Origin of the sequence: Yersinia enterocolitica subsp. enterocolitica (assembly GCF_901472495.1) — a bacterium.
Taxonomy (GTDB): domain Bacteria; phylum Pseudomonadota; class Gammaproteobacteria; order Enterobacterales; family Enterobacteriaceae; genus Yersinia; species Yersinia enterocolitica.
Genome location: NZ_LR590469.1, coordinates 4,233,791 through 4,260,597 on the forward strand (window position 1 = coordinate 4,233,791; position 26,807 = coordinate 4,260,597).

The following is a 26,807-nucleotide window of genomic DNA, read 5'->3' on the forward strand; positions in this document are numbered from 1 at the left end:
AAAGTTATACGCGGAAAACACGGAAAAGGGCGACCGTACTGATCGCCTTTGATTTGAATTAATTGGTTTTTTTATTTTTTTTGCGTGGTGTTTCGCATAGTGGAAACTATTTTTTAGCGGCAGCTAACTCTTGTATCAGTGGCAGCAATATCTGTACGGTATCGTGCGTACGTTTGGTGATTCGGCCCGGTAAGAATTTATCCAGATAATTTAAGTTATCCAGTTGGCTTTGATGACGAGTGGTTCCCTGTGGGAAATGCTTACTGATAGCTCGTTGTTGGCAGCCATCTTTATTGCCCAATGTGTAGTTGCTGGCCTCGACGAATAACACCGGTATCCCTGTAGAATCAAAAGCATCCTTTTCTACCCGACATGGCGAAGTCACTTTATCTTTTACGGTGGAAGCTGTAATGCCATAGCGGCGCGCCAGCGCCAGTGCCTGATCCCTGGCAGCCTGAGCCGAAGGTTGGTTACTGGCATTAAAATAGAGGCGATCGCCAGTGATCAGGTTATCTAAATTGATCACCAGCAACGTGTTGGTTTTCTCTGCCGGACTCATTCTTTGTAGATAATTTTCAGTGCCTTGCGCGCCGATTTCCTCGGCACTGAGCGCGACAAAACGCACATCATAGCGCAGAGAGGTTGCTTTGAGGCGCTCCGCCAGCTCCAGCATCACACCCACGCCAGCGGCATTGTCATCAACACCTTGCAAGGTCAGACCGCCCAGATTTTTATCTAAATCTTTATCACTTTGCGGGGTGTAAGTATCAAAGTGCGCCATGATGACTATCTGTTTTTGAGCATCTTCTTTATTGGTTGATACGTTGCGAGCAGCAATTACCGAGGTGGCACTGACGTTGCGCCAGCTTTGCTTGCCATTTTTACTGGTATAGAGATAACGGGTATTGAAGCCACGTAAATCACTCTGATAGCCCATCTGCTGAAAACGATGATTAATATACTCAGCTGCCAGTAATTCAGCAGGGCTGCCTGCCATGCGGCCAGGAAAGTAGGTACTGATATGGCGAACTTGTTGTTCAGCTATTTGACCGGTGGCGGGAGATGTCGCTGCCTGAAGTGGCAGGACGGTCGTTAAACTCAGCGTAAAGAGTGCCCACTTTAGGCAACGACGGGAAAGCATACCGAAATATCCTTGTTTATAGTCTGCGCTATACCTGTTGGCATAGATAACGTCATTAGTATGGGAGTGTCGTGTGTAATAGACAATCCGTATGGCTCCTAAAGTGCAGATATTTATGTCAGCAGATAAGAAAATTGCTCACAGTGATAATCTGAGTGACATCGCTGGGAACCTTACTATCACGCCTATATATCATTATGGAACTTGTAATTACTTTTAGTCATTTCATAAGGTCATAACCCCCCCCTATAGTCACCCTACGTATATGCTTATTATGTAATTGAAGGATGCTGTGGACTATCTACCTCTTTTTGCCGACTTGAAACGACGCCCGGTACTGGTCGTTGGTGGCGGTGAAGTTGCTGCGCGAAAAATTGACTTACTCCACCGCGCGGGCGCACAGGTGCGGGTAGTGGCACAGACTCTTTCATCGGAACTCGAGCAACAATATCAGGATGGCCGCATTGACTGGCAGGCAAAGGATTTCTTGCCAGAACAGTTGGATGAGGTGTTTCTGGTGATTGCCGCGACTAACGATACGGCATTGAACGCGGCGGTTTTCGCGGCGGCAGATGAGCGGCATCTTTTGGCTAATGTGGTTGATGACCAACCCCGTTGTTCATTTATCTTTCCGTCGATTGTCGATCGCTCGCCGCTGGTGGTGGCGATTTCTTCTGCCGGTCAGGCACCGGTTCTGGCACGTATTTTGCGCGAAAAGTTAGAAGCCTTATTACCCGGCAGTTTGGGCCATATGGCTGCTATCGCCGGGCGTTGGCGCGGGCGGGTGAAACAGCACATTGCTTCGATGGGGGAGCGCCGCCGTTTTTGGGAAAATGCCTTTAGCGGCCATTTTGCCAGTTTTGTCAGCCGGGGGCAGCTCGCGCAGGCCGAAGAACAACTGCAATTGTCATTGGAAGGGCAGAGCCGCACTCAGGGTGAAGTCGCCTTGGTGGGGGCGGGGCCAGGTGACCCCGGTTTGTTAACTTTACGCGGTCTGCAAGTTATTCAGCAGGCTGATGTGGTGCTGTATGACCATTTAGTTAGCCCAGAAGTGCTGGATTTAGTTCGCCGTGATGCACAACGCATTTGTGTTGGTAAGCGAGCGGGGGCGCACTCGGTTGCCCAAGAAGAAACCAATCAATTATTAGTCACCTTAGCGCAGCGCGGCAAACGCGTGGTTCGGCTAAAAGGGGGCGATCCTTTTATCTTTGGTCGTGGTGGTGAAGAGCTGCAAGTTGTAGCGCGTGCGGGCATACCCTTTCACATCGTGCCGGGGGTGACAGCCGCTAGCGGGGCGACAGCCTATGCGGGTATTCCTCTGACTCACCGTGACTATGCACAAAGTGTGACATTTATTACCGGGCATTGCCGTGCTGATGGCGATGATGTGGATTGGCAGGCGCTCGCCCGTGGTCGCCAGACGTTGGCGATTTACATGGGCACAGTGAAAGCGGCTGAAATCAGCCAGCAATTAATCGCCCACGGCCGGGCCAGCACCACACCAGTGGCGGTGATTGGTCGGGGCACTCGTGCTGATCAACAAGTCCTGACGGGCACCTTGGCAGAGTTGGAATTATTAGCACATCAGGCTCCAACACCGGCACTGTTGGTTATCGGCGAAGTGGTGGATTTACATCACCAAATTGCCTGGTTTGGGCAACAACCTCAGACTGAACAGGCCATCAGCCCGTCAGTCGTGAATTTGGCATAAAGGATCTGTTATGGACGAAAAACGACTCACTCATTTGCGGCAATTGGAGGCGGAGAGTATCCATATCATCCGTGAAGTGGCCGCCGAATTCGGTAACCCGGTGATGCTCTATTCCATCGGTAAAGACTCTTCCGTGATGCTGCATTTGGCGCGCAAGGCATTCTTCCCCGGTAACTTGCCATTCCCATTGTTGCATGTGGACACCGGCTGGAAATTCCGTGAAATGTATGAATTCCGTGACCACACGGCTAAAGCGTTTGGCTGTGAGTTGCTGGTGCACCGCAATCCGGAAGGGGTGGCGATGGGGATTAACCCATTTGTTCACGGCAGTGCCAAACACACCGATATCATGAAAACCGAAGGCCTTAAACAAGCGCTGAACAAATACGGTTTTGATGCTGCTTTTGGTGGAGCGCGGCGGGATGAAGAGAAATCTCGCGCCAAAGAACGTATCTATTCGTTCCGTGACCGTTTCCATCGCTGGGACCCGAAAAACCAGCGCCCGGAGCTGTGGCATAACTACAACGGCCAGATTAACAAAGGTGAAAGTATTCGCGTCTTCCCGCTGTCTAACTGGACTGAGCTGGATATCTGGCAATATATCTTCCTGGAAAAAATCGACATTGTGCCGTTGTATTTGGCGAAACCACGGCCAGTGGTGGAGCGCGACGGGATGTTGCTGATGGTGGACGACGATCGTATTGATTTGCAGCCGGGCGAAGTGATTACTCAGAAGATGGTGCGTTTTCGCACTTTAGGTTGCTGGCCACTGACCGGTGCGGTGGCGTCCGAGACGCAAACCTTGCCTGCCATTATCGAAGAGATGCTTATCTCGACCACCAGCGAACGTCAGGGTCGTATGATCGACCGCGATCAATCCGGCTCCATGGAGCTTAAAAAGCGTCAGGGATATTTCTGAGGAGCGCCCGATGAACACCAAATTTCAAGGCCAATCAGTGGCAGAAAAACAGCCGATTGTAGAAAGTAAATCAATGATTTTACAAAACAACTCCATCGCCCAACAAATCGCTAATGAAGGCGGGGTGGAAGCTTACCTGCATGCCCAACAGCACAAAACCATGCTGCGTTTTTTGACTTGCGGCAGTGTGGATGATGGCAAAAGTACGCTAATTGGCCGTTTATTGCATGATACTCGCCAGATCTACGAAGATCAGCTCACTACGCTGCACACAGACAGTAAGCGCATTGGTACTCAAGGCGAAAAACTGGATCTGGCATTGCTGGTGGATGGCTTGCAGGCCGAGCGTGAGCAGGGCATTACTATTGATGTGGCTTATCGTTACTTCTCGACTGAACAGCGCAAATTTATCATTGCCGATACCCCAGGGCATGAGCAATACACGCGCAATATGGCGACCGGTGCTTCAACCTGTGATTTGGCCATTTTGCTGATCGATGCCCGCAAAGGGGTTTTGGACCAAACTCGCCGTCACAGCTTTATCGCCACCTTACTGGGTATCCGCCACTTGGTGGTAGCCGTGAATAAGATGGATTTGGTCGATTATCAAGAAAGTGTTTTCGAGCAATTTAAACAAGATTATCTGAGTTTTGCCCAGCAACTTCCCACTGATCTGGATATTAAATTTGTCCCGCTATCCGCGCTGGATGGCGACAATGTGGCCTCTCCCAGTGAGAAGATGAATTGGTATTCTGGCCCGACACTGCTTGAAGTACTGGAAAGTGTTGATGTGGTTAATGCCAGCCGTCAGCAGCCACTGCGCTTCCCGGTGCAATATGTTAACCGGCCAAATCTGGATTTTCGTGGTTATGCTGGCACCTTATCTGCCGGTATCGTGCGGGTTGGGCAAAAAATCAAAGTGCTGCCCTCAGGAGTGGAATCCACTGTTGCGCGCATTGTCACTTTTGATGGTGACTTAACTCAGGCTGGGCCCGGTGAAGCTATCACGCTGGTGCTAACCGATGAAGTAGATATCAGCCGTGGTGATTTATTGGTTGATGCCAGTGAAACCCTGCAAGCGGCGCAAAATGCGCTGGTGGATGTGGTATGGATGGCGGAACAGCCATTGGTGGCCGGGCAAAGTTATGACATCAAAATCGCCGGGAAAAAGACCCGTGCGCGAGTTGAAAATATTCAGTATCAGGTTGAAATCAACTCGCTGACCCAGCGGGTAGTTGAAAGCCTGCCACTCAATGGTATTGGTTTGGTTGAACTAGCGTTTGATGAGCCGCTGGTGCTGGATAGCTATCAACGCAATCGCGATACCGGCGGTATGATCTTCATCGACAGGTTGAGTAATGTCACCGTGGGTGCTGGGTTGATCCGTGAAACGCTAGAGTCGGTTTATCAGGAAAATACTGAGTTCAGTGCCTTTGAACTAGAGCTGAATGCGCTGGTTCGCCGCCACTTCCCACATTGGGGCGCGCGTGACTTGTTAGGGGGGAAATAACGTGCACGTCGATCAGACTAATCATGTGGGTGTCAATGAGCGGGAAGGCGCGCCAGCCGACGAAAATGTCGTCTGGCATCCGCATGCGGTGACCCGAGAAGATCGTGAGCAACAGCATGGGCATCAGGGGGTGGTGCTGTGGTTTACCGGCTTGTCTGGTTCGGGTAAATCTACTGTAGCTGGTGCGCTGGAGCAGGCACTATTTGCTCGCGGTGTCAGCACTTACTTACTTGATGGCGACAACGTGCGCCACGGTTTATGCCGCGACTTGGGCTTTTCTGATGCTGACCGACGCGAGAATATTCGTCGGGTTGGCGAAGTGGCTAAATTGATGGTGGATGCCGGTCTGGTGGTGTTAACGGCATTTATCTCTCCTCACCGGGCAGAGCGCAAAATGGTGCGGGATATGCTGGCATCAGGCCAGTTTATTGAGGTATTTGTCGATACACCATTGGCGATTTGCGAAGCGCGTGACCCGAAAGGATTGTATAAAAAAGCCCGTGCCGGTGAGCTGAAAAATTTTACTGGCATTGACTCTATTTACGAATTTCCTGAGTATCCCGATATTCACTTGCAGGGTGAACAATTAGTAACAAATTTGATTGAACAATTGTTAGACGTGCTGCGTGGTCGAGCTATTATCAAATCCTGATATACCCTTTGCCCTTGAAGCTACAGTGTTGTTAGCTGCGCGCACTCACCCGAGTCACTGACTTGAGTCAGCTCATCGGGGTGAATCCGCTTGCTGCCTATCTGTCACTCCAATGACTTTGGGTATAGATACTTATAGCTGCTGGTAAACGCCCTCAGAGTGTGCCGGTGGTAAACTGTACCCACAGGATTTATATGCTCAATATCACCCAGATTACTATCGACGAACAACGGGAACGGGAGGAGCCGTCTTACTCCTTTCTCGGTGGCGTTACCGGCTTTGTCTTCTATTGGCTGGCGTTCGCGATCCCCTTCTTTGTCTATGGCCCCAATACCGTCTTCTTCTTGCTCTACACCTGGCCGTTCTTTTTAGCTTTGATGCCGGTGTCAGTGTTGATCGGGATTACGCTGAGTATGCTATCGCGCGGTAATGTGCTTATTACTGTAGGTGGCGCTGGTATTGCCGTGGTGTGTTTATTCTGGATGCTATTTTCATTTCTCACCGGCTGGTGAGTACTCAATTCGTGGGCTGTTTGGTTTGACCTAGTGACAGCCCGCTTCAATTTATTCCCCGTCATACTTCAAGTTGCATTTGCGCTGACTCATTTGTCATTAATCGATAATGGCGGCGAAAAAGTGTGCTGAAAATTCGCATTTAATGACATTTTGTCGATTTACATGGTATTTTTGCCGCAAATCGTCCTTTGAGCCTATTTGATTAGTCTCTTAATCTGTGCTTTGTGGCCTATTTCTGTCACACAGTGGAGTCCGACGAAGAGTTGTGGGATGATTATACCCGTCATACTTCAAGCTGCATGTGTGTTGGCTGCTTTCGTTCACCTCAGTCACTTACTTGTGTAAGCTCTTGGGGATTCACTCAATAGCCGCCTTCCTGCAACTCGAATTATTTACGGTATAGGCAGTTTTCAAGGGGCGGGAATGGGAAAACTTACGTTACTATTGCTGATTTTACTTGGCTGGCTACAGTATTCATTATGGCTGGGCAAGAATGGTGTGCATGATTTTGTTCGGGTTAAGGATGACGTGGCACTCCAAGAGGTCAATAACGGCAAACTTAAAGCCCGAAACGATCAGCTATTTGCTGAAATCGATGATTTAAACGGTGGTCAAGAGGCGATCGAAGAACGCGCACGTAACGAACTGGGTATGATTAAACCCGGCGAAAGTTTCTATCGTCTGGTTCCTGACCAATCCAGACGCAATGCGAGTATCCCTTCGACACAAAATAACGCACAACAATAAATAATGAGTAATTTCGCAGTTTCCCTTCCTGAAGTTGTCGCATCTGAAGTTATTGCGCCTGAAATTATTGCGCCTGAAGTTATAGCGCCTGAAGTTATAGCGATAGTACCGGCGGCAGGCATTGGCAGCCGCATGCAGGCTGATTGCCCTAAACAGTATTTAATCGCGGGAGGCAAGACCATCATTGAACATGCTATTTGTTCTTTGCTTGGCCACCCACGAATTCAGCGGATTATTGTTGTGATACACCCGCAGGACACGCAATTCTCTCAGTTATCTATCGCCGATGATCCCCGTATCAGCATGGTTCACGGCGGTGATGCGCGAGCTGATTCTGTCATGGCGGGTTTGCAGCAGGCTGGGCAAGCAGAATGGGTATTAGTCCATGATGCGGCTCGCCCTTGTTTGCACCAAGGCGATCTTGAAAAGCTATTAGCGATCACACAACACAGCAAGGTCGGCGGCATTCTGGCAGCACCGGTTCGTGACACCATGAAGCGGAGCGAGGCTGGGGTTCAAGCCATTGCCCATACGGTTGATCGTCAAGCGCTGTGGCATGCCCTGACACCGCAACTTTTCCCGCTTGAGTTATTAAAAATGTGCTTATCCCGCGCCTTAAAAGACGGCGCAGTAGTCACCGATGAGGCTTCAGCTTTAGAGCATTGCGGCTATCATCCGATATTGGTTTCGGGACGTTCGGATAATATTAAGGTGACGCGCCCAGAGGATCTAGCGCTGGCAGAGTTTTATTTAACCCAACGGCAATATCCAAAGTGATTGGAGTGCAATTAATGCGAATTGGTCATGGTTTCGATGTTCATAAATTTGGCGAAAATGGCAGTGGCCCGCTGATTATTGGTGGGGTGCGCATTCCTTACGAAAAGGGCTTGTTGGCACATTCTGATGGTGATGTCGCCTTGCATGCCGCCACCGACGCATTATTGGGTGCAGCGGCGCTAGGTGATATCGGTAAGTTATTCCCTGACACGGACCCGGCATTTAAAGGAGCCGATAGCCGCGCTTTATTACGTGAAGCATATCGCCGCATTCTGGCGAAAGGCTACCGGTTGGGTAATCTGGATATCACGATTATCGCTCAGGCACCGAAAATGGCCCCGCATATCCCGCAAATGCGCGTTCATTTGGCAGAAGATCTACAATGTCATATGGATGACATCAACGTAAAAGCGACCACCACTGAACAGCTCGGTTTTACCGGCCGTGGTGAAGGTATTGCGTGTGAAGCGGTAGCGCTATTAATTAAAGTTGAACAGGCTTAAGGCATAACTGATGGATATGGACAATCTAACCTGGTTGCACGGCAAGCCCAAGGCGAGTGGCGTTTTAAAAGCCAACCCGGAAGATTTTGTGGTAGTGGAAGATCTGGGTTTTGAGCCGGACGGTGAAGGCGAGCATTTATTGGTTCGTATCCGCAAACATGGCTGTAACACCCAATTTGTTGCTGATTATCTGGCGCGATTCGCCAAAATTCACCCACGGCTGGTGAGCTATGCGGGCTTGAAAGATCGTCACGCAGTCACCGAGCAGTGGTTTTGTCTGCACTTGCCGGGCAAAGAAGCGCCGGATCTTTCGACTTTCGAGCTGGAAGGTTGTGAAGTGCTGGAGTCTGTGCGGCAGAAAAGAAAGTTACGTATCGGTTCATTGAAAGGCAATGCTTTTACCTTGGTATTGCGCCACATAACAGACAATCAGGACGTAGAACAACGCTTGCAACAGATAGCCGCGCATGGCGTACCTAACTATTTTGGTAGCCAGCGATTTGGCCGTGGTGGCAATAATCTGGTGCAGGCTCGCTTGTGGGCGAATAATGAAATTCGGGTGAAAGAGCGCAGTAAACGCAGCTTTTACTTATCCGCCAGCCGTAGCGCCATGTTCAACCTGATTAGCAGTGACCGTTTGGCTCAACAGCAGGCGACGACGGTGCTGGAAGGGGATGCATTACAGCTCTCGGGGCGCGGCAGTTGGTTTGTTGCCGCAGCTGATGAGTTGGCCTTGTTACAGCAGCGAGTCGATGCGGGCGAACTGAATATTACAGCGCCATTGCCCGGTGATGGTGAGCTGGGCACTCAAGGCGCAGCATTAGCTTTCGAGCAGGCATGTTTAGCGGATCAAACCGAGTTACTGGCGCTGATTAAACGCGAACGTGTTGAAGGGGCACGCCGGGCCATTTTGCTGAAACCGCAGAATATGGCATGGAACTGGTGGGATGAGGTCACGTTGGAACTCAGCTTCTGGTTACCCGCCGGTAGTTTTGCTACCAGTGTCGTGCGCGAAATCATGAATCAGGATAATGCCGATGCTGCGGATATTGCTGAGTAACGATGATGGTATTACTGCGCCGGGCATACAGACGCTGGCTGCTGCATTGCGGGAGTTCGCGCAGGTACAAATCGTAGCACCCGATCGTAATCGCAGCGGTTCCTCTAATGCATTGACGCTAGATAGCGCCTTGCGCATTACCACTTTATCGAATGGCGATATTGCAGTACAGCAAGGTACGCCAACAGATTGCGTCTATCTGGGGGTCAATGCGTTAATGCGCCCGCGGCCAGATATTGTGGTTTCTGGCATTAATGCTGGCCCTAATCTGGGGGATGATGTTATTTACTCAGGTACGGTAGCCGCTGCGATGGAAGGGCGGCATTTGGGTTTTCCTGCTTTAGCGGTTTCACTCAATGGGCATCAGCATTATGCGACGGCGGCAGCGGTCACTTGCCGTATATTGCGTGCGTTACAACATAAACCGTTGCGCACTGGCAAGATACTGAATATTAATATACCTGACTTACCCTTATCTGAAATTAAAGGGATTCGGGTGACTCGTTGTGGTAGCCGTCATCCGGCAGAGCAGGTATTTTGTCAGCAAGACCCGCGTGGGCAAGATCTCTATTGGATTGGCCCTCCTGGGGAGAAGTTTGATGTTGCGGAGGACACTGATTTTGCAGCTGTTGAGCAGGGATATGTGTCTATCACGCCGTTGCAGGTTGATTTAACAGCCTATGGGGCTCAAGACGTGGTTGAAAACTGGTTAGCCAGCATGGCTGATTAACCAATATGAGGTCGACGGGGAATGGTAAATAAACGCATGCAAACATTGTTGATGCAGTTACGTCAGCAAGGTATTCAGGACGAGCGCTTGTTACAAGCTCTGGAAGCGGTGCCGCGTGAGCGTTTTGTTGATGAGGCGTTATCCCATAAAGCGTATGAGAACACAGCCTTGCCTATAGGCTCTGGGCAAACTATTTCTCAGCCTTATATGGTGGCGCGCATGACGGAGTTGTTGCAATTAACTCCCACTTCGCGCGTATTAGAGATAGGCACCGGATCGGGTTATCAGACCGCTATTTTGGCGCATTTAGTCGAACATGTATGCTCAGTTGAACGAATCAAAGGGTTACAGTGGCAGGCAAAACGTCGCCTGAAACAGCTGGATCTGCATAATGTCTCTACCCGTCATGGTGATGGCTGGTTAGGTTGGGCATCACGCGGGCCATTTGATGCGATCATTGTGACCGCCGCCCCACCAGAAATACCGAATGCTTTATTAGAGCAATTGGATGAGGGCGGGATATTAGTTCTGCCTGTGGGGGAACAGGCTCAAACATTGAAGTGTGTGCAGCGTCGTAACAATGAATTCAAGGTCGAGACAGTAGAAGCTGTGCGTTTTGTGCCTTTAGTTAAAGGCGAGCTGGCCTGAAAAAAAACCATTATTTCAGTCTTAATTTTCGACTAAAGTCGAAGTGTGGTTTTTTTGTGCTGAAGATTGGACAAAAATCAGTAACATAAATTATATGGTATGGCAGGGGCGCTATTGATAGCATGCGCGCATCTATATTGGATATATCGCTTAATATTGCTGTCATGGGGGAAGCATGAGCACGGGAAGCCCAATGATTACATTACGCCGGGTAGCGGCATGTACGGTTATGAGTTTATGGTTGGTTGGTTGTAGTAATGATAATACAACATCTGCACCCATCAGCAGTGTCGGTGGTGATCGTTCCGGTACCATGCTAAGTGGCTCGGACACTAATAGCTCGGGTGAACGCATCGTTTATAACCGTAGTTACGATAATATTCCCAAAGGAAGCTACAGTGGTAATACCTATACCGTTAAACGCGGTGACACACTGTTTTATATTGCCTGGATAACGGGGAATGACTTCCGTGATCTGGCGGCAAAAAACAATATTGCTGAGCCTTATAGTCTGAATGTGGGGCAATCTATCCAGTTGGGTAATGGTTCTGGCGGTGGAATGTTAGCCTCGACAGATGCCACATCAGGTGGACTAACGAAACCGCCGGCAAATATTCAGAACACAACTACAACGGTTGATTCTCAATCAACTAGCGCGTATTCTGAAAGCTCGGGTAAACAGAATGTTGGCAAAATGTTGCCATCGTCAGGAGCAGTTGTCGCTACAACCGCACCTGTTACCGCGCCAGGCAGTACTATCAGTGACCCTACCAGTAATGGTGGTCCAGTCAGTAACTGGAAATGGCCAACTGAAGGTAAAACGATCGATAGCTTCTCTGCTTCCGAAGGGGGCAATAAAGGGATTGATATCGCCGGTTCTCGTGGGCAACCAATTTTCGCTACAGCAAATGGGCGAGTTGTGTATGCCGGGAATGCACTGCGTGGTTACGGTAATCTAATCATCATCAAACACAATGATGATTACCTGAGCGCCTACGCTCATAACGATACAATGCTGGTCCGGGAACAAGAAGAAGTGAAGGCGGGTCAAAAAATAGCAACCATGGGTAGCACCGGAACCAGTTCAGTAAGATTGCACTTTGAAATTCGTTACAAGGGGAAATCCGTAAACCCGCTGCGTTACCTTCCGCAGCGATAGATTGGGCAGAATACGCTGTATTCTGCTCGCCGGATTCACGGGTAGGAGCAGCATATGAGCCAAAATACGCTGAAAGTTAACGAGTTGCATGAAGATGCTGATTTTGATGAAAACAGTACGGAAACTGAAATTTTCGATGAAAAAGCATTAGTAGAAGATGAACCTACTGAAAGCGAGTTAGCAGAAGATGAGCTGTTGGCACAAGGTGTTACCCAGCGGGTGCTGGATGCGACACAGCTCTATCTTGGTGAGATTGGTTATTCGCCGTTGTTGACCGCAGAAGAAGAGGTTTATTTTGCCCGGCGTGCATTGCGCGGAGATGTGCCTTCACGTCGGCGTATGATCGAAAGTAACTTGCGGTTGGTAGTGAAGATTGCCCGCCGTTACAGTAATCGCGGTTTAGCACTGCTGGATTTGATTGAAGAGGGTAACCTCGGTCTTATCCGTGCAGTGGAAAAGTTTGACCCAGAACGCGGTTTCCGTTTCTCCACTTATGCCACATGGTGGATACGCCAGACAATTGAACGGGCAATAATGAACCAAACCCGTACCATCCGTCTGCCTATCCATATCGTTAAAGAATTAAACGTTTATTTGCGTACAGCGCGAGAACTTTCTCATAAATTAGATCATGAACCGAGCGCAGAAGAGATTGCAGAGCAACTCGACAAGCCAGTTGATGATGTGAGTCGTATGTTGCGCCTTAACGAACGTATCACTTCTGTTGATACACCTTTAGGCGGCGATTCAGAGAAAGCCTTGTTAGATATTCTGTCTGACGAAAATGAAAACGGCCCAGAAGACACCACGCAAGATGACGATATGAAACAAAGTATCGTTAAATGGCTGTTCGAATTGAATGCAAAACAGCGCGAAGTTCTGGCCCGTCGTTTTGGTCTGTTAGGATATGAAGCTGCAACACTGGAAGATGTTGGCCGTGAAATTGGTTTGACACGTGAACGTGTGCGCCAGATTCAGGTTGAAGGGTTACGTCGTTTGCGGGAAATTCTGCAAGCGCAGGGCCTGAGCATCGAAGCATTGTTCCGCGAATAGCGATACTCTCGCAAACAGTCTGGAAAATACAAAAACGGTGAACTGATGTTCACCGTTTTTTTATGGCGACAATTAACCTTTAACTGGGTTACACCATGTTTTTCAGGCGATAAATCCACTCAAGCGCCTGACGTGGTGATAGGGAGTCGGGATCCAATGCCTCTAAGGCTTCCACTGCTGGCGATACCTCTTCATTTAGCAACGTGAGTTGCGAGCCATCAATTTTGCTTGCCGCTGCATTGTTCGACAACGATTCCAGCTCTTTCAGTTTTTGCCGTGCGCGTTTAATCACATCCCGTGGCACTCCGGCCAAGGCCGCAACAGCTAAACCATAACTTTTACTCGCCGCACCATCTTGCACACTGTGCATAAAGGCGATGGTTTCGCCATGTTCCAATGCATCAAGATGAACATTGACCACCCCCTCCATTTTTTCCGGCAGGGTCGTTAGCTCAAAGTAATGAGTAGCAAATAGCGTCATGGCTTTGATACGGCTAGCCAGATTTTCAGCACAAGCCCAAGCTAATGACAAGCCATCATAGGTTGATGTGCCGCGACCAATTTCATCCATTAATACCAAACTTTGTTCGGTGGCATTATGCAGAATATTGGCCGTTTCTGTCATTTCGACCATAAAGGTTGAGCGACCGGATGCCAGGTCGTCAGCAGCACCGACTCGAGTAAAGATGCGGTCAACTGGCCCAATAGTGGCTTGGTCCGCAGGAACATAGCTGCCCATATGTGCCAGTAAGACTATCAATGCGGTTTGGCGCATATAGGTACTTTTACCGCCCATATTCGGGCCAGTAATGATCAGCATTCGCCGTTGAGGTGAGAGTGTCAGCGGGTTAGAAATAAAAGGCTCACTGAGCACCTGCTCCACTACCGGATGACGGCCGCCAGTAATTTTGATCCCCGGTTTATCACTCAGGACAGGGCAGTTGTAGTTGAGTGTTTCGGCTCTTTCGGCCAGATTCGCCAAAACATCAAGTTCGGCTAGTGCATTGGCGCTGGTTTGTAACTCAGGTAGATGCGGCAACAGCAGATCGAAAATTTCTTCGTACAAACCTTTTTCAATCGCCAAAGCCTTGCCTTTCGAGGTCAGAACTTTGTCTTCATACTCTTTCAGCTCTGGAATGATGTAGCGCTCGGCATTCTTCAACGTTTGCCTGCGAACATAATGAATCGGTACCAGATGGCTCTGACCACGGCTAACCTGAATGTAATAGCCATGAACACCATTAAAACCGACTTTTAGGGTATCCAGACCCAGTTTTTCGCGTTCACGGATTTCCAACCGGTCGAGATAATCGGTTGCACCATCAGCCAGCGCCCGCCATTCGTCTAATTCTGCATTGTAGCCAGAGGCGATGACGCCACCATCTCGTACCAATACTGGCGGCGTTTCAACAATTGCGCGTTCCAGTAAATCTTGTAATTCATCAAACTGGCCGACTTGTGACAGTAAATTTTGGATATGGGGAACATTCACTGGCTGCAATAAATGATGAATCTCAGGCAGTTGCTGAAATGCATGCCGCATTCTTGCCAAATCTCTCGGGCGAGCGGTTCGCAGTGCCAGTCGTGCCAAAATACGTTCTAAATCCCCGACCTGACGCAGTGGAGTTTGCAGTTCAGCGGTAATATCTTGCAGACCACCAATGGCTTGCTGGCGATCAGTCAACACTTTGGTGTCACGGATTGGCATATGCAGCCAGCGTTTCAACATGCGGCTGCCCATAGCGGTTACCGTGCAATCGAGGATCGCGGCCAGCGTGTTTTCCGTTCCACCTGATAAATTCTGCGTCAGTTCAAGATTACGACGGGTCGCAGCATCCATAACAATGCCATCTTGCTGACGCTCCATGGTCAAGCCACGGATATGGGGCAGGGAGGTGCGCTGGGTATCTTTGACATATTGCAGCAGGCAGCCCGCAGCCCGCAGTGCCTGATGGGCTTGTTCGACACCAAAACCGATTAAATCGCGGGTGCCGAATTGCAGGTTTAACTGCTGTTTGGCTGTTTCCAGCTCAAACTCCCATAATGGGCGGCGGCGTAAGCCATGTCGATGTTCAATCAACGACATTTGCTCGAAGTTTTCTGGATAAAGTAACTCTGCGGGATTGGTACGTTGTAACTCGGCAGCCATAGTTTCAAGGTCTGCGGGTTCTGCAACTCTAAAGCGGCCTGAACTGATATCCAGCGTCGCATAACCAAATCCGCGCGCATCCTGCCAGATGGCGGCCAGAAGATTATCCTGGCGCTCTTGCAGTAAGGCCTCGTCACTCACGGTACCGGGGGTGACTATTCGCACGACTTTACGTTCAACCGGCCCTTTGCTGGTAGCCGGATCACCGATTTGCTCACAGATAGCCGCTGACTCACCCAATTGAACCAGCTTTGCCAGATAGTTTTCTATCGAATGATAGGGAACACCCGCCATAGGAATAGGTTCACCGGCGGAAGCCCCCCGTTTTGTCAGTGAGATATCCAATAACTGGGACGCGCGTTTGGCATCACTGTAGAACAGCTCATAAAAATCTCCCATCCGATAAAACAGGAGTATTTCAGGATGTTGAGCCTTAAGCCGAAGATACTGCTGCATCATTGGGGTGTGGGAATCTAGCTTATCAGTATTATTCATGCGGTTATGTTTTCTAGTTAAGTCCTTTTTCCAGCCGATATACTAGCCCAGCAGCTCGAAAACTGACATAGCTAAAACTCGAGACGACTCGCAAACAAGGCAGATTAGCCCCAGCACAAAGGGGCCATACAGCTATCTCTCTACGGATGGGATTGGTTCTACCTGAATGCAAGATTTTCGGGGAACAGTGCATGAGCTATCTGGCGCAGGTGATTGGCTTGCATCAGGTCATACTGATACTGGGTAATCATGATAAGACTTTGATAAACATTAGGATCATTGTGCAATTGAATGTATTGCTCAGCCCATATTCGGAACTGGCTCAGTAATGCCGGATCGGGATTGTGGTTAAATTGCAGCAACAAGTTGATATGTCGAATATATTGGTATCTTTCCCACTGTATATAAGGGTTTACCAGGTTGTCTAATGGCTGCATATTAACCAAACCACTTCTTTCACTCAGTGTCAGTACTCGGCCAGTTTTAAAGCCCGCCATCATAAATAGCAAGGTACAACAGGCTGATAACACAATAACGGCATGCAGCCAGCGCTGCCAATGAGGTGGGGGAAGAGGCATTGATATCAACATATGTTCTGGAACCATCAATCGGCCTAATAAAATCAGCACCAACCAATGCGCGGCAGATTGATAAAGAGGGAGTTCGGTCATCAGATGCAACGCTATCGGTAAAGTTAGCACCCAGAGAGGGAAAACAACCTTAGGCTGAATCAAAAGCGGTTTTATATATCCGATAGCTAATACCAGCATCCCCACCAGCGCCACAATGCCGCCCTCGGCCCAGCCATAAAGCACTTCATTATGGGGATGTGAAGGAAAAGAAAAGGGGGTGGGCACGCCTATGTTTTGTATCAGTGTGTGGGCAAAGGCAGACTCAAAGCTACCATAACCCCAGCCTTGCCACGGCTGTTGTCGTATCATGAGCCAGGTGTATTCGAGTATTAACCCGCGTTCTTTATTACTCCCCTCTTTGGATACCAGCGAGCCGCCGATCATCTGCTCCAGCAGATAAGCAGCGACCAAGAGACTGATCAGGCTGCATAGCCATAACCAAGCCATTTTCCGCTGTCGCCAGTAATAGAGAGAAAGCAATAATAAGGTTGTTACTCCTCCGACCCAGCCAATCCTTGATTGCAATAGCAATAACATGCCGGGGAAAACCAGTAGCGTAAGGGTGCTTATGATTCTTATGACACGGTAGCTTGAAACCATAAACAGATAGGCTGCGATGGCATAACCGGTTGCCAAATAGCTAGCCAGAACATTGACTTGCTGGAATATGCCATAAGGACGTTGGGCAAGATCAAACTCCATCCAGTTATCTGCCGTAAAAACAAGCCATTGCAGTAATGCCAAAGTGGCCTGCCCCCAAGCAGACAACAGTATCAGTAGCAGCCAGCCCTGCCGTGTAGTAGAGCTTAATTTCAGCCGAAACAACCCCAGTAGCAGAATTATTCCGCCCCACAAACCGAGTACACGTGGCAACCAGGCACCGACATGTTGTAAAGATGCAGGCCACAATCCAGGAAGCGTTATCATCAGTGCGCCAATCAGCAGCCATAGCTTGCCCGGAGAGGTCACCACATGGGGTTCTTCACTTTGTGGCCAATAGAGTGTCATCACCAGCAACGCCATCATGGCCCAGATGATGATGTTATGAGGAAGATGTAGTCCGGAGCCGCCTCGATTGATCTCATAATGCAGCATGGAGATAAATGTAACGGCCATGAGCAGCAAAACAATGAGGTTAACTTTGCGCGCTGAAAGTGTCGGTTTTATGGATGATAAAGATAGTAATTTCATTATTTTCAATTGGTTGCTGTTTTTCAGACCTGGCAGTACCGGCTCGATCGTTAGCGGCCTACTCGGTATCTTGAGTCATAAATACTCAATAAGAGCGATTATCTTTATTTTTCAGTCGGATAAGCAATAAACCAACGTAATGAATTCATCACTTTAGTTTCTGACATTTTTACTCGATTTTCATCGACCAACTTCATTAATACTAACCTTGCAGTGTAAATATCCAGCTGTGCTTTATCAGCAAGTTCTCTTGTTTTTGGCCAATTGATTACAGGAGGTGGGGATTCGTTGAACTGTTCTTTAAGAGCATGACAGTGTTCTTCCAATATCCCCATAACTTCTTCTTTACGTTGGTCCTTAGGTTTCATTGATTAATTCCTCATGTGATTTAAATTTTAAAAGTGTCTTATTTTTAATTTCTAATATTCTTATTGTTGGGTTTATATTTCCTACGTATTGAATGGAAATTTCCTACAAATAAAAAGACTATTCATACAAGCAATATTCTATCTTCTTATTTATTTTATATGGATTTTATAATTCTTATTATCACCGTCAAAATTAGTGCGAATAATTTTAACAATTAGAAGTAAATACTTAGTCTAATAATTGTTTTCTTTAACTTTATAGATAAATAAAAGATATTTCTTTATATTTCAAGCAATAACTTTACTGAAGGTGTAAATATTCATTTAATTCAGTGTGTTATGTTGGTTTTTGCGTGAGGAAAAATAACGTGTATTTGCATTAAATAAAGGATTAACAAGGTTTTAATGTAATATGGGTAAGGTTTTCCTGCTTTTAGCGTTAGACTTATAAGGATTTAATATCGATTATAATTTGACTTATGGAATAAGCAATCATTAATTTTGACAAAGCGACTTTTAGCGATCTAATCTGTCGATTTGCTGATTTTTGTAGTGGTAAATGTCGAAGGTGCAATGTTTATCGATCAAAGTTATCGATATTATTGTTTTAAATTAGTTAATTGAGATAAACACTCTGAATTTTGACTGTTTGAATTAAATGACTATGAACTATGACATTATATTTGTATTATCAGCGTCGAACAAAAGGGCTATATCGTTATTTAAATTATTTCTTAAGATGCAGGGGTTTCTCAATTCCTCCATTTCAACTTTATGGCTCCAGGCAGTTTACGGTTTATCTTCTCGTATTTAATCGATAAGAAACTGTATGAATTTATATTTTTCAAACGACTTCGATGCGGCATTTACTTTGATTTTATTAAGGTAATTCAGCGGGCAAATTTTAATTGTGTATAAAGGAATCACGTAATGAAACTGAATAAAACTATCTTGGCTGCTGGTCTGGTATTAGGTTTTGCTTCTATGGCTAACGCGGCTGATCAAGGCCAAGGTACTGTGACTTTTAATGGTTCAATCATTGATGCACCTTGCTCAATCGCAGCAGGTTCAGATGCACAGACTGTTGAAATGGGCCAGATCTCTAACGTGGCACTGCAAAATGGCGGCAAATCATCTGCACATGATTTCAAAATCAAATTGGAAAACTGTGACACCACAACGCTGAAAACTGTAACCACCACCTTTGGCGGTGCAGAATCAGCAGCAGTACCTGGCCTGCTGGGCATCACTGGTGTAGCTGAAGGTGCTGGTATTGCAATCGTTGATGGTACTGGTTCTGTTATTACTCTGGGTACTGCGACTGAGCAGCAGACTCTGGTTACTGGTAACAACACCCTGGCATTCTCTGCTTACCTGCAGGGCAGCACTGCATCTGACGCTATCAAACCAGGCAGCTTCTCAAGTGTTGCTGACTTCACCCTGGCTTACCAATAAGTCACCCTTTTCTCATTGGACATGCGGAAAATCCGCATGTCTTTTTCTCTTGAAAAGACACGTATTGGATGAGCCAGGTGATTTATGTCCAGATCATTTTTTTTAATAGTGCCTCCTTCCTTACTGATGGCGTCATTGCTGAGTTTGTCGGTAATGGCAGACCCCATGAAGACAGATTGGGGCCGCGTGAGTATGGAAGGAAGTATTACTGATACTGCTTGTGCAATAGATCCCGGCAGTCTGGAACAGACAATTGATATGGCGATTTTCCCTATCGGTCAGTTAGTTCAGAACGGTGTCGGAGATGAACACCCGTTTGCGATCCGCTTGCTTGATTGCACGATAGTTCACCCAGATCCAGACAAGTCGAACCAGCAGCATTTTGTGGTGACATTTGACGGTGCTGCGGATGGTAATAATTTTGCGGTTAATGGTGATGCCGAGGGAGTGGCAATGCAAATCATTGATGATAAAGGCAATGTTTCGAATCCCGGGGTGGTATCACCGGAGATCAATATTATCCCTGCTGAGATGAAACTCAATTATGCCCTGCGGTTAGTGGGCAATGGCAAGACGCTGCGTGCTGGAACTTATTATTCTAGCGTTCGTTTCAAATTGGATTATTACTGATTTCAATGAGTAAGGTGACATATCTCATGGTATCCGCTCGTTCCATCACCTCCGGTTTTGCCCGTCGTGATTTATTGCGAATTTTGATTGTAGTTACATTAAGTGGCAATGCTTATGGTGTGTTGGCCAGCGATGACATTCAGTTTAATACCGATGTATTGGATACCAAGGATCGCGCTAATTTTGACCTAAGCCAGTTCTCCCAACGCGGCTACATCATGCCTGGGAATTATAACTTGTTGGTTAGCATGAATAAGCAGGAGCTTAGTGAACAACCGATTGTGTTCTACGCCTCAGAAAAAGATGCAAAAAAAAGTGAGGCGTGTTTAACACCCCAGTTAATCGAGTTGTTGGCATTGAAAGAGGATAGCTTCAAAAAGCTGACCTGGTCGCGTGATGGAGAGTGTCTGGATATTAGCAGCTTACCCGGCTTGACCGTGGAAGGTGATTTGGCAAAGTCATCGCTGTACTTGAGTGTGCCACAAGCTTGGCTGGAATACAGCGAACCGGATTGGGATCCTCCTTCTCGCTGGGAGGAGGGTATTCCCGGTGTGCTGTTCGATTACAACTTGTTAGGGCAATTGAACCGCCAGGAAACGAATAATACCAATAACAATACGTTAAGCGGCAACGGGACCACTGGCGCTAATCTGGGTGCCTGGAGATTCCGTGCTGACTGGCAGATGCGTGTCGACCAATCATCGGCTTCATCGACTGAGCGCCAATGGGATTGGAGCCGTTATTACGCTTATCGCGCTATCCCGAGTCTGGGAGCAAAGTTGACGTTGGGGGAAGATTTTTTGAATTCCTCCATCTTTGACAGTTTCCGCTTTAACGGCGCTAGCCTGGCGACGGATGACAATATGTTACCGCCAAATTTACGTGGTTATGCCCCTGAAATTACAGGAGTTGCCCGTACCAATGCGCGGGTAGTTGTCAGTCAGCAAGGGCGTGTGTTGAGTGAAACGCTGGTTGCTGCCGGCCCTTTTCGTATTCAGAACTTGAACAGTTTTGTCTCTGGGACGCTGGATGTGCGGGTAGAGGAACTTGACGGGCAAGTTCAACAATTTCAAGTAAATACCGCCAGTATTCCTTACCTGACCCGCCCCGGAATGGTGCGTTACCGTATCGCTGCCGGTAAGCCTTCGGATATCGGGCATCGGGCGGAAGGGCCAGTGTTTGGCACCGGGGAATTCTCCTGGGGGATCAACAGTGGCTGGTCACTGTTTGGTGGCGCGATGAGTGGTGAAAACGAATATCAAGCGGCATCTATGGGGATTGGCCGTGACTTAATGGAATTTGGTGCGGTGTCGGTTGATATGACCCAATCATGGGCAACGTTACCCGAGCAAGGCACTTTGAGCGGTGGCTCTTATCGAGTCAACTATTCGAAAAACTTTCAGGAAACAGGCAGTCAGGTGACGTTTGCTGGCTATCGCTTCTCTGAACGTAATTTTATGAGCATGAGTGAATATCTCGACGCGCGTTATCGCAGCAATGACGTGGGTGGCAATAAAGAGATGTACACCATCAGCTTCAATCAACAATTTCAGGATCTGGGGCTGAGTGCGTATCTGAACTATAGCCATCAGACCTATTGGGATCGCTCGGCAAATGACCGCTATAACCTGGCTCTCTCGCGTTATTTTGATATCGGTAAAGTGAAAAATGTCAGTTTGACCTTCTCTGCTTACCGTAACCGCTATAACGAAAGCAATGACGATGGCGTGTATTTGTCTATGTCGATGCCATTTGGTAACAGCGCAACCATCAGTTATAGCGCGACGGTGAGTGGCAGTGAACATAGTCAGCGAGTGGGCTATACCGATCGTCTGGATGCTCACAACAACTACCAGATCAATACTGGGGTAGCACGTAGCGGCGTGTTAGTTAGTGGTAACTACAACCACATAGGTAATAGTGCGGATATTAACGCCAATGCCAGTTATCAGGAGGGGCAATACTCTTCCGTTGGTTTAGGTATTCAGGGCGGCGCAACTATCACGGCTGAAGGTGGTGCTCTACATCGGGTGAATACCCTCGGCGGTACCCGATTATTACTGGATACCCAAGGTGTATCTGGTGTTCCGGTTCAGGGATATGGCTCATCAATACGCACCAATCAGTTTGGTAAAGCGGTAGTCGGTGATGTGAATAGCTATTACCGCAATCGGGCCAGTATTGATATCGATAACCTGGCTGACGATGTTGAAGCCAGAGGAACCGTAGCACAGGTCACACTGACCGAAGGTGCTATTGGTTATCGCCGCTTTAATGTGATTTCCGGCGAAAAGGCGATGGCGATGATACGTATGGCAGATGGCACATCACCGCCATTTGGGGCCACCGTATTAAATGAAAATCAGCAAGAGACCGGCATTGTTAACGACGATGGTTCCACTTACCTCAGTGGGATCAAAGCGGGTGAAACCATGTCAGTACGTTGGAATGGTGAGGCGCAATGCAGCATCACCTTACCTAAGGCTCTTTCTCCAGCAATACTGGCGAATCTACTGTTGCCTTGCCAGCCAATAGCCACGGGGGATAAACCTCCGATATCACAGTAGAAAGGTTTAGTACTGAACCTGCGGGTCAGTGCCCGTTCAGATAAGCGAAAAAGTGAGTTACCGCCAGGTTCTGACAACATTAATTCGAGAGAAAAAGTAATGAATTCGAAGGAAAAAGTAATGAAATTGAATAACAAATTGCGTATCACCACCATTTTGGTGACGGCACTGATGACTCAGCAAGCAACAGCAGCGATTGCACTGGACAGAACCCGAGCCATTCTTAATGGTGGCGATAAGTCGATCAGCTTGAATATCAGCAACCAGAATAAGGAATTACCTTATCTGGCGCAGGGATGGATTGAAGATGAGCAGGGTAACAAAATCAATTCACCGTTGACTGTCGTACCTCCGGTTCAGCGGGTAGAACCGGGCGCGATGAGCCAGTTAAAAATACAAAGTTTGCCTGCGGTGAATCAGTTGGCGCAAGACCGGGAAACCTTGTTCTATTTTAACCTGCGCGAAATCCCACCACGGTCGGACAAGCCCAATACTTTGCAGATTGCATTGCAAACGCGCATCAAACTTTTCTACCGCCCTGCGGGTATCGTGCCACAAAAGGCCGATATGTCGACACCTTGGCAAGAGAAGTTACAGCTGACTCGTCAGGGTGATCGCTATCAGGTTAATAACCCGACGCCGTATTACATCACGCTGGTCGATGCCAGTGAGAGCAAAACTGGCAAAACGGCAGCAGGTTTCAAACCGCTGATGATTGCACCAAAAGCGCAGGGCATGTTGGATGTGAGTGCTGCGGCATTAGGTAGCAAGCCAGTGCTGACTTATGTCAACGATTTCGGCGGTCGTCCAAAACTGATCTTCGGCTGTTCGGGTAGCACGTGTTCTGTGGTGGAAAGTATCAAATAACAGTGTATTCCGCTACGACGCATAAGAATAAGACTGGGCGGATGTCTGGCTGAATGATGAAGAAGGAAGATGAGATGGCTGTTAATTGTAGGGGAGTAGTGACCCGGCTGGCCATGATTGGGGTGACAGCCATCGTAACATTTTTAAGTAGCCCGGCATGGGCATTGAATAAGACTGCGACGGTCAATGTCTCAGTCACTATTTTTGCCGCACCACCTTGTGTGATTAACGGTAACAACACCATCAATGTTGATTTTGGCGATACAGTCCTGACCTCAAATATTGATGGTGTTCAATATATGAAGCCAGTGAATTATACGTTGAACTGTACTTCGGCTGCCTCCAATGCATTGAAATTAAGCATCATAGGCAATGGAGCCAATTTTGATACCCGTGTTCTGAAAACGAGTCATTCAGATCTGGGGATCAAGTTGATACGTAATGGGCAGGAATTTCCATTGAATACTGCATCCAATTTTACCTATCCGAATGTTCCTGTCTTGCAGGCGGTACCGGTCAAACAAACCAATGCAACGTTGAGTACGGGCTATTTTTCCGGCACAGCGACTCTGGTTGTGGAGTACCAGTAATGAAAATTAACGCATTGATATCCGGTGGGGTCGTTGCGGTGGTGCTAGCTCTCGGTAGTTCGTTGGCTTATGCCGACAACATGCTGTTCTCCGGCACATTAATTAATCCTCCACCCTGCGTGATTAATGGTGGCAGTACGATAGATGTACCTTTCGGAGAAAATTTGGGTGTGAACAAGATTGATGGCATCAATTATACCCAGACTGTGCCTTATAGCGTGACGTGTGAAACAGTCAGTAGCAGCTTGGAATTAGGTATCACGATTGTCAGTGCTTCCGTGACAACATTTGATCCCGCAGCGATACAAACCGATGTTCAGAATCTGGGCATTCGCATACTGAAAAATGGTATTCCTTTTGCGCTTAATACCCGAGTGGCCTATGACAAAAATAACCCACCGGAACTTAAAGCTGTGCCGGTTAAGGCTACTGGATCAACATTAAGCGAAGGAAGCTTTGAGGCTACCGCTACATTATTAGTGGATTATCAATAGGATCAAATGATGACTAATTTAAATCTGCTGATGCGCGTGGGGAAAGCTATTTTAAGTATTCTTATTCTGAATGTTTTTTGGGCTATACCGGTATTGGCCGCTGATAATATGCGTTTTCATGGTGCATTAGTTGCTGAGCCTTGTACGATTCGTCCGGGTGATGATGCTATTAGTTTAAATTTTGGTACTGTCGTTGATAAATATTTATATTCGAATCAGCGAACACTAGGCAAACAGTTCCAAATACATTTGGTAGATTGTGATATCAGCTTAGGTACAACTGCCAATATTATTTTTACGGGTAATGATAGTGTTAATTTACCCGGATTATTGGCAGTTGATAGTAGTGATATGGGAATCGCCATTGGTCTTGAAACATTGGCAGGAAAGCCGTTGTATCTAAATCAATCGAGTGACGATATCGCACTTGATACAGGTAATAACATTATTACCTTGAAAGCTTATGTTCGAGGTGAACCCGAGGCGATATCTCAACGTACTATTAAGCGCGGTGAGTTCAATGCAGTCGCAACATTTAATCTGCAATATTATTAATGGGGTCTCCCCTCTAATCTTATTTCACTACGAATATGTTAACGCTGAAATTCATTATCAACAGGTTAAATGTGGATAGAGACAATGGAACTTAAACGAATGGAACAGCCTAATATGCGATTAAGTCATAAATATTGCTGGCTAATCGCTTGTGTGCTGTTTTTATTTCCGCTTTATAGTCAGGCCAGTGCCTGGGTTTCGACACAAACGCGAATAGGCGGCCAATATACCGGAACATTCTCCTGGCCAAGTGAGGAACTGACCAATGTACTTTGTACATCCACATCTTGCTCTGTGGCTATCTGTCACTACTCCAGTCTTGAAGATGAACGGTGTCTTAACCCGAGTGCGGCATCAACGCGAGTCATTGTGACTCAAGGTGCAACGGCGAAAACCATGAGAGATGCGTTTGTTAGTCGCAATGGTGCTTCTGGAAGTTGGAGCACCACGACCCCTGTTTTGAGTTCATCCAACACTTGTTTTGGCATCATATATTGGCAAGGTGCTGGCGATTTAAACTTTAGCGGCAACCTGATCCCTGGTTCCTATTGTGGTGCAGTTCCTCCGACCCCGGAAACTTGTGATATTACCGGTGATGTTTATATCAACTACGGTTCGCTTAATCAGCAAAGTGTTGATGGCGCAATAAAAAGTGAACCACTGACGATCAATTGTACTGTCAGAACATCTGTGAAATTAACGCTGGTAGGGGCTAAAAGTATTAACCTGGGGCAAAATGGCAATCTGACGTCCACATTAAAAGTATCAGGGCAAGACTTAGCCAATGGCGTCACGGTAACGGCAAACATCGGTAATACCTCTTTCCCGATTGAGTCAACACTTCATGCTCCAGCATTACCTGACGCGGGCAACTTCTCCGGTAGCGGTGTGGTGATTATGTCATATTATTAATTGAGATTTATATGTACTCATTCGCTGAGTGCATAATTATTGTGAATATAAAATAGAGTTTTCAATTCGTTATTTTTTATATTCATGAAATGGGACAATTACTGTTATTTATATATGACAGGGATTTCCCGTGGTATTTATTTGTATATTTAATTATATTGAATAAATACTATTTTCAGGTTGTAATGTGTCACATTAATATAGTATAAATCTGATGCGTTAGATTAATTGGGTATTAGGCTATAACCTAAAAATGAAACGCATACTTCAATGGGCTATTAAATAAATAGGCTATAAATTTTTATTTTCTCTTTAAGGATTTTCTCATGAAAAAAATGAACATGGCAGTTGCTAATACAATCGTTGGTGGTACTGGTCAAACTTGTAAAGATACTTTCCAGTGGCAGACTAGTGGTACAACTGCAACTTGCATGGCAGTCACTACTTGTACTGATAAGCATGGTAAAGTATTAAGCACTACTTCTGCGCCAAGCAACATTGCTAACTGCCGTTAATTAAGTATTCGTTAGTTTCTATCGATATTTAATCGTATCCCAGGCAAGTGCGGGAGGTATTATTGTACTTGCCTGATTTGTTTTTTAAATGTGTTATTGATGCTTAAATTCAAGAATTTTCGCATTAATTGAATATTATAAAATTATTCCACGGGCATAAATATCGTTTGATTTTGTTTATGTCTTACCTTAACTCTGATTGTGAATAAAACTGACGATGTCTACTGAAAAAAATATGTTTAGGAGTAAGGGGTTCTTTATA

Annotated in this window: 26 protein-coding genes; 22 read left to right on the top strand and 4 right to left on the bottom strand. The window is 47.1% G+C overall.

Annotated features, from left to right (window positions below):
- Positions 1 to 106: 106 nt before the first annotated feature.
- Positions 107 to 1,141 carry an aminopeptidase gene (locus tag FGL26_RS19890; protein ID WP_005167277.1) on the bottom strand — a complete coding sequence of 345 codons (1,035 nt, stop codon included), beginning with the start codon at positions 1,139 to 1,141 and terminating at the stop codon, positions 107 to 109.
- A gap of 292 nt (positions 1,142 to 1,433) precedes the next feature.
- Between FGL26_RS19890 and cysG the strand changes: the two genes are divergently transcribed.
- The 13 genes from cysG to rpoS all read left to right on the top strand — a co-directional run bounded on the left by cysG (position 1,434) and on the right by rpoS (position 13,125).
- A complete protein-coding gene (cysG, locus tag FGL26_RS19895) occupies positions 1,434 to 2,852 on the top strand; it encodes a siroheme synthase CysG (protein WP_005167279.1) in 1,419 nt (472 codons plus the stop codon).
- Between the two features lie 10 nt (positions 2,853 to 2,862).
- Positions 2,863 to 3,771 (top strand): sulfate adenylyltransferase subunit CysD, encoded by a 909-nt coding sequence (gene cysD / locus FGL26_RS19900; RefSeq protein WP_138060268.1) that lies wholly within the window; start codon positions 2,863 to 2,865, stop codon positions 3,769 to 3,771.
- Between the two features lie 10 nt (positions 3,772 to 3,781).
- Entirely contained in the window at positions 3,782 to 5,281 is a 1,500-nt protein-coding gene (gene cysN / locus FGL26_RS19905; RefSeq protein ID WP_005167283.1) for a sulfate adenylyltransferase subunit CysN, read from the top strand.
- A gap of 25 nt (positions 5,282 to 5,306) precedes the next feature.
- A complete protein-coding gene (cysC, locus tag FGL26_RS19910; protein WP_307698975.1) occupies positions 5,307 to 5,933 on the top strand; it encodes an adenylyl-sulfate kinase in 627 nt (208 codons plus the stop codon).
- 194 nt (positions 5,934 to 6,127) lie between these two features.
- Positions 6,128 to 6,445 (top strand): DUF3561 family protein, encoded by a 318-nt coding sequence (locus FGL26_RS19915; RefSeq protein WP_005167287.1) that lies wholly within the window; start codon positions 6,128 to 6,130, stop codon positions 6,443 to 6,445.
- A 426-nt stretch (positions 6,446 to 6,871) separates the two neighbouring features.
- Positions 6,872 to 7,195 carry a cell division protein FtsB gene (gene ftsB, locus FGL26_RS19920; RefSeq protein ID WP_005167289.1) on the top strand — a complete coding sequence of 108 codons (324 nt, stop codon included), beginning with the start codon at positions 6,872 to 6,874 and terminating at the stop codon, positions 7,193 to 7,195.
- 3 nt (positions 7,196 to 7,198) lie between these two features.
- Complete coding sequence (gene ispD, locus FGL26_RS19925) at positions 7,199 to 7,972, top strand: 2-C-methyl-D-erythritol 4-phosphate cytidylyltransferase (RefSeq protein ID WP_005167291.1); 774 nt, start codon at positions 7,199 to 7,201, stop codon at positions 7,970 to 7,972.
- A gap of 14 nt (positions 7,973 to 7,986) precedes the next feature.
- Entirely contained in the window at positions 7,987 to 8,475 is a 489-nt protein-coding gene (gene ispF, locus FGL26_RS19930) for a 2-C-methyl-D-erythritol 2,4-cyclodiphosphate synthase (RefSeq protein WP_005167293.1), read from the top strand.
- A 10-nt stretch (positions 8,476 to 8,485) separates the two neighbouring features.
- Positions 8,486 to 9,535: a tRNA pseudouridine(13) synthase TruD gene (gene truD, locus FGL26_RS19935; protein WP_005167295.1), complete on the top strand. Its 1,050-nt coding sequence runs from the start codon at positions 8,486 to 8,488 to the stop codon at positions 9,533 to 9,535.
- Positions 9,513 to 10,265 (top strand): 5'/3'-nucleotidase SurE, encoded by a 753-nt coding sequence (gene surE, locus FGL26_RS19940; protein WP_005167297.1) that lies wholly within the window; start codon positions 9,513 to 9,515, stop codon positions 10,263 to 10,265. The genes truD and surE overlap by 23 nt, the downstream gene beginning before the upstream one ends.
- Before the next feature lie 21 nt (positions 10,266 to 10,286).
- Positions 10,287 to 10,913 carry a protein-L-isoaspartate(D-aspartate) O-methyltransferase gene (locus FGL26_RS19945; RefSeq protein ID WP_005167299.1) on the top strand — a complete coding sequence of 209 codons (627 nt, stop codon included), beginning with the start codon at positions 10,287 to 10,289 and terminating at the stop codon, positions 10,911 to 10,913.
- A gap of 193 nt (positions 10,914 to 11,106) precedes the next feature.
- Positions 11,107 to 12,072: a murein hydrolase activator NlpD gene (nlpD, locus tag FGL26_RS19950; protein ID WP_005167301.1), complete on the top strand. Its 966-nt coding sequence runs from the start codon at positions 11,107 to 11,109 to the stop codon at positions 12,070 to 12,072.
- Between the two features lie 54 nt (positions 12,073 to 12,126).
- Complete coding sequence (gene rpoS, locus FGL26_RS19955) at positions 12,127 to 13,125, top strand: RNA polymerase sigma factor RpoS (RefSeq protein ID WP_005167303.1); 999 nt, start codon at positions 12,127 to 12,129, stop codon at positions 13,123 to 13,125.
- 88 nt (positions 13,126 to 13,213) lie between these two features.
- Here rpoS and mutS read toward each other — a convergent pair whose 3' ends face one another.
- The 3 genes from mutS to FGL26_RS19975 form a co-directional block, all read right to left on the bottom strand.
- Positions 13,214 to 15,769, bottom strand: a complete 2,556-nt coding sequence (mutS, locus tag FGL26_RS19960) for a DNA mismatch repair protein MutS (protein WP_005167305.1) — start codon at positions 15,767 to 15,769, stop codon at positions 13,214 to 13,216.
- A gap of 158 nt (positions 15,770 to 15,927) precedes the next feature.
- Positions 15,928 to 17,592 carry an O-antigen ligase-like protein WaaL-xs gene (gene waaL-xs, locus FGL26_RS19965; RefSeq protein ID WP_005167307.1) on the bottom strand — a complete coding sequence of 555 codons (1,665 nt, stop codon included), beginning with the start codon at positions 17,590 to 17,592 and terminating at the stop codon, positions 15,928 to 15,930.
- A gap of 104 nt (positions 17,593 to 17,696) precedes the next feature.
- A complete protein-coding gene (locus FGL26_RS19975; RefSeq protein ID WP_005167309.1) occupies positions 17,697 to 17,960 on the bottom strand; it encodes a FaeA/PapI family transcriptional regulator in 264 nt (87 codons plus the stop codon).
- 930 nt (positions 17,961 to 18,890) lie between these two features.
- On the opposite strand from FGL26_RS19975, the gene FGL26_RS19980 reads away from it, so the two are divergent.
- The 9 genes from FGL26_RS19980 to FGL26_RS20020 all read left to right on the top strand — a co-directional run bounded on the left by FGL26_RS19980 (position 18,891) and on the right by FGL26_RS20020 (position 26,545).
- Complete coding sequence (locus tag FGL26_RS19980) at positions 18,891 to 19,415, top strand: fimbrial protein (protein ID WP_005163272.1); 525 nt, start codon at positions 18,891 to 18,893, stop codon at positions 19,413 to 19,415.
- A 126-nt stretch (positions 19,416 to 19,541) separates the two neighbouring features.
- A complete protein-coding gene (locus FGL26_RS19985) occupies positions 19,542 to 20,045 on the top strand; it encodes a fimbrial protein (RefSeq protein ID WP_042593262.1) in 504 nt (167 codons plus the stop codon).
- Positions 20,046 to 20,071: 26 nt separating this feature from the next.
- On the top strand, positions 20,072 to 22,612 hold the full coding sequence (locus FGL26_RS19990; protein ID WP_005167311.1) for an outer membrane usher protein: 2,541 nt from the start codon (positions 20,072 to 20,074) through the stop codon (positions 22,610 to 22,612).
- 120 nt (positions 22,613 to 22,732) lie between these two features.
- Positions 22,733 to 23,479, top strand: coding sequence for a fimbria/pilus periplasmic chaperone (locus tag FGL26_RS19995; protein WP_005167312.1), 747 nt, complete (start codon positions 22,733 to 22,735; stop codon positions 23,477 to 23,479).
- Between the two features lie 74 nt (positions 23,480 to 23,553).
- Complete coding sequence (locus tag FGL26_RS20000; RefSeq protein ID WP_005167313.1) at positions 23,554 to 24,069, top strand: fimbrial protein; 516 nt, start codon at positions 23,554 to 23,556, stop codon at positions 24,067 to 24,069.
- Positions 24,069 to 24,563, top strand: coding sequence for a fimbrial protein (locus tag FGL26_RS20005; RefSeq protein WP_005167314.1), 495 nt, complete (start codon positions 24,069 to 24,071; stop codon positions 24,561 to 24,563). The genes FGL26_RS20000 and FGL26_RS20005 overlap by 1 nt, the downstream gene beginning before the upstream one ends.
- Before the next feature lie 9 nt (positions 24,564 to 24,572).
- The gene (locus tag FGL26_RS20010) at positions 24,573 to 25,118 is read left to right on the top strand and encodes a fimbrial protein (RefSeq protein ID WP_005167315.1); all 546 of its coding nucleotides are present in this window, start codon (positions 24,573 to 24,575) and stop codon (positions 25,116 to 25,118) included.
- 84 nt (positions 25,119 to 25,202) lie between these two features.
- Positions 25,203 to 26,030 carry an MrpH family fimbial adhesin gene (locus tag FGL26_RS20015; RefSeq protein WP_005167316.1) on the top strand — a complete coding sequence of 276 codons (828 nt, stop codon included), beginning with the start codon at positions 25,203 to 25,205 and terminating at the stop codon, positions 26,028 to 26,030.
- 326 nt (positions 26,031 to 26,356) lie between these two features.
- Positions 26,357 to 26,545 (top strand): DUF4762 family protein, encoded by a 189-nt coding sequence (locus FGL26_RS20020; RefSeq protein WP_005167317.1) that lies wholly within the window; start codon positions 26,357 to 26,359, stop codon positions 26,543 to 26,545.
- Positions 26,546 to 26,807: the final 262 nt, after the last annotated feature.

Coding starts and splice junctions, on each gene's coding strand:
- FGL26_RS19890 (WP_005167277.1), bottom strand. CDS start 1,141: ATGCTTTCCCGTCGTTGCCTAAAGTGGGCACTCTTTACGCTGAGTTTA.
- cysD (WP_138060268.1), top strand. CDS start 2,863: ATGGACGAAAAACGACTCACTCATTTGCGGCAATTGGAGGCGGAGAGT.
- cysN (WP_005167283.1), top strand. CDS start 3,782: ATGAACACCAAATTTCAAGGCCAATCAGTGGCAGAAAAACAGCCGATT.
- FGL26_RS19915 (WP_005167287.1), top strand. CDS start 6,128: ATGCTCAATATCACCCAGATTACTATCGACGAACAACGGGAACGGGAG.
- ftsB (WP_005167289.1), top strand. CDS start 6,872: ATGGGAAAACTTACGTTACTATTGCTGATTTTACTTGGCTGGCTACAG.
- ispD (WP_005167291.1), top strand. CDS start 7,199: ATGAGTAATTTCGCAGTTTCCCTTCCTGAAGTTGTCGCATCTGAAGTT.
- ispF (WP_005167293.1), top strand. CDS start 7,987: ATGCGAATTGGTCATGGTTTCGATGTTCATAAATTTGGCGAAAATGGC.
- truD (WP_005167295.1), top strand. CDS start 8,486: ATGGATATGGACAATCTAACCTGGTTGCACGGCAAGCCCAAGGCGAGT.
- surE (WP_005167297.1), top strand. CDS start 9,513: ATGCTGCGGATATTGCTGAGTAACGATGATGGTATTACTGCGCCGGGC.
- FGL26_RS19945 (WP_005167299.1), top strand. CDS start 10,287: ATGGTAAATAAACGCATGCAAACATTGTTGATGCAGTTACGTCAGCAA.
- nlpD (WP_005167301.1), top strand. CDS start 11,107: ATGATTACATTACGCCGGGTAGCGGCATGTACGGTTATGAGTTTATGG.
- rpoS (WP_005167303.1), top strand. CDS start 12,127: ATGAGCCAAAATACGCTGAAAGTTAACGAGTTGCATGAAGATGCTGAT.
- mutS (WP_005167305.1), bottom strand. CDS start 15,769: ATGAATAATACTGATAAGCTAGATTCCCACACCCCAATGATGCAGCAG.
- waaL-xs (WP_005167307.1), bottom strand. CDS start 17,592: ATGAAATTACTATCTTTATCATCCATAAAACCGACACTTTCAGCGCGC.
- FGL26_RS19975 (WP_005167309.1), bottom strand. CDS start 17,960: ATGAAACCTAAGGACCAACGTAAAGAAGAAGTTATGGGGATATTGGAA.
- FGL26_RS19980 (WP_005163272.1), top strand. CDS start 18,891: ATGAAACTGAATAAAACTATCTTGGCTGCTGGTCTGGTATTAGGTTTT.
- FGL26_RS19985 (WP_042593262.1), top strand. CDS start 19,542: ATGGCGTCATTGCTGAGTTTGTCGGTAATGGCAGACCCCATGAAGACA.
- FGL26_RS19990 (WP_005167311.1), top strand. CDS start 20,072: ATGGTATCCGCTCGTTCCATCACCTCCGGTTTTGCCCGTCGTGATTTA.
- FGL26_RS19995 (WP_005167312.1), top strand. CDS start 22,733: ATGAAATTGAATAACAAATTGCGTATCACCACCATTTTGGTGACGGCA.
- FGL26_RS20000 (WP_005167313.1), top strand. CDS start 23,554: ATGGCTGTTAATTGTAGGGGAGTAGTGACCCGGCTGGCCATGATTGGG.
- FGL26_RS20005 (WP_005167314.1), top strand. CDS start 24,069: ATGAAAATTAACGCATTGATATCCGGTGGGGTCGTTGCGGTGGTGCTA.
- FGL26_RS20010 (WP_005167315.1), top strand. CDS start 24,573: ATGACTAATTTAAATCTGCTGATGCGCGTGGGGAAAGCTATTTTAAGT.
- FGL26_RS20015 (WP_005167316.1), top strand. CDS start 25,203: ATGGAACTTAAACGAATGGAACAGCCTAATATGCGATTAAGTCATAAA.
- FGL26_RS20020 (WP_005167317.1), top strand. CDS start 26,357: ATGAAAAAAATGAACATGGCAGTTGCTAATACAATCGTTGGTGGTACT.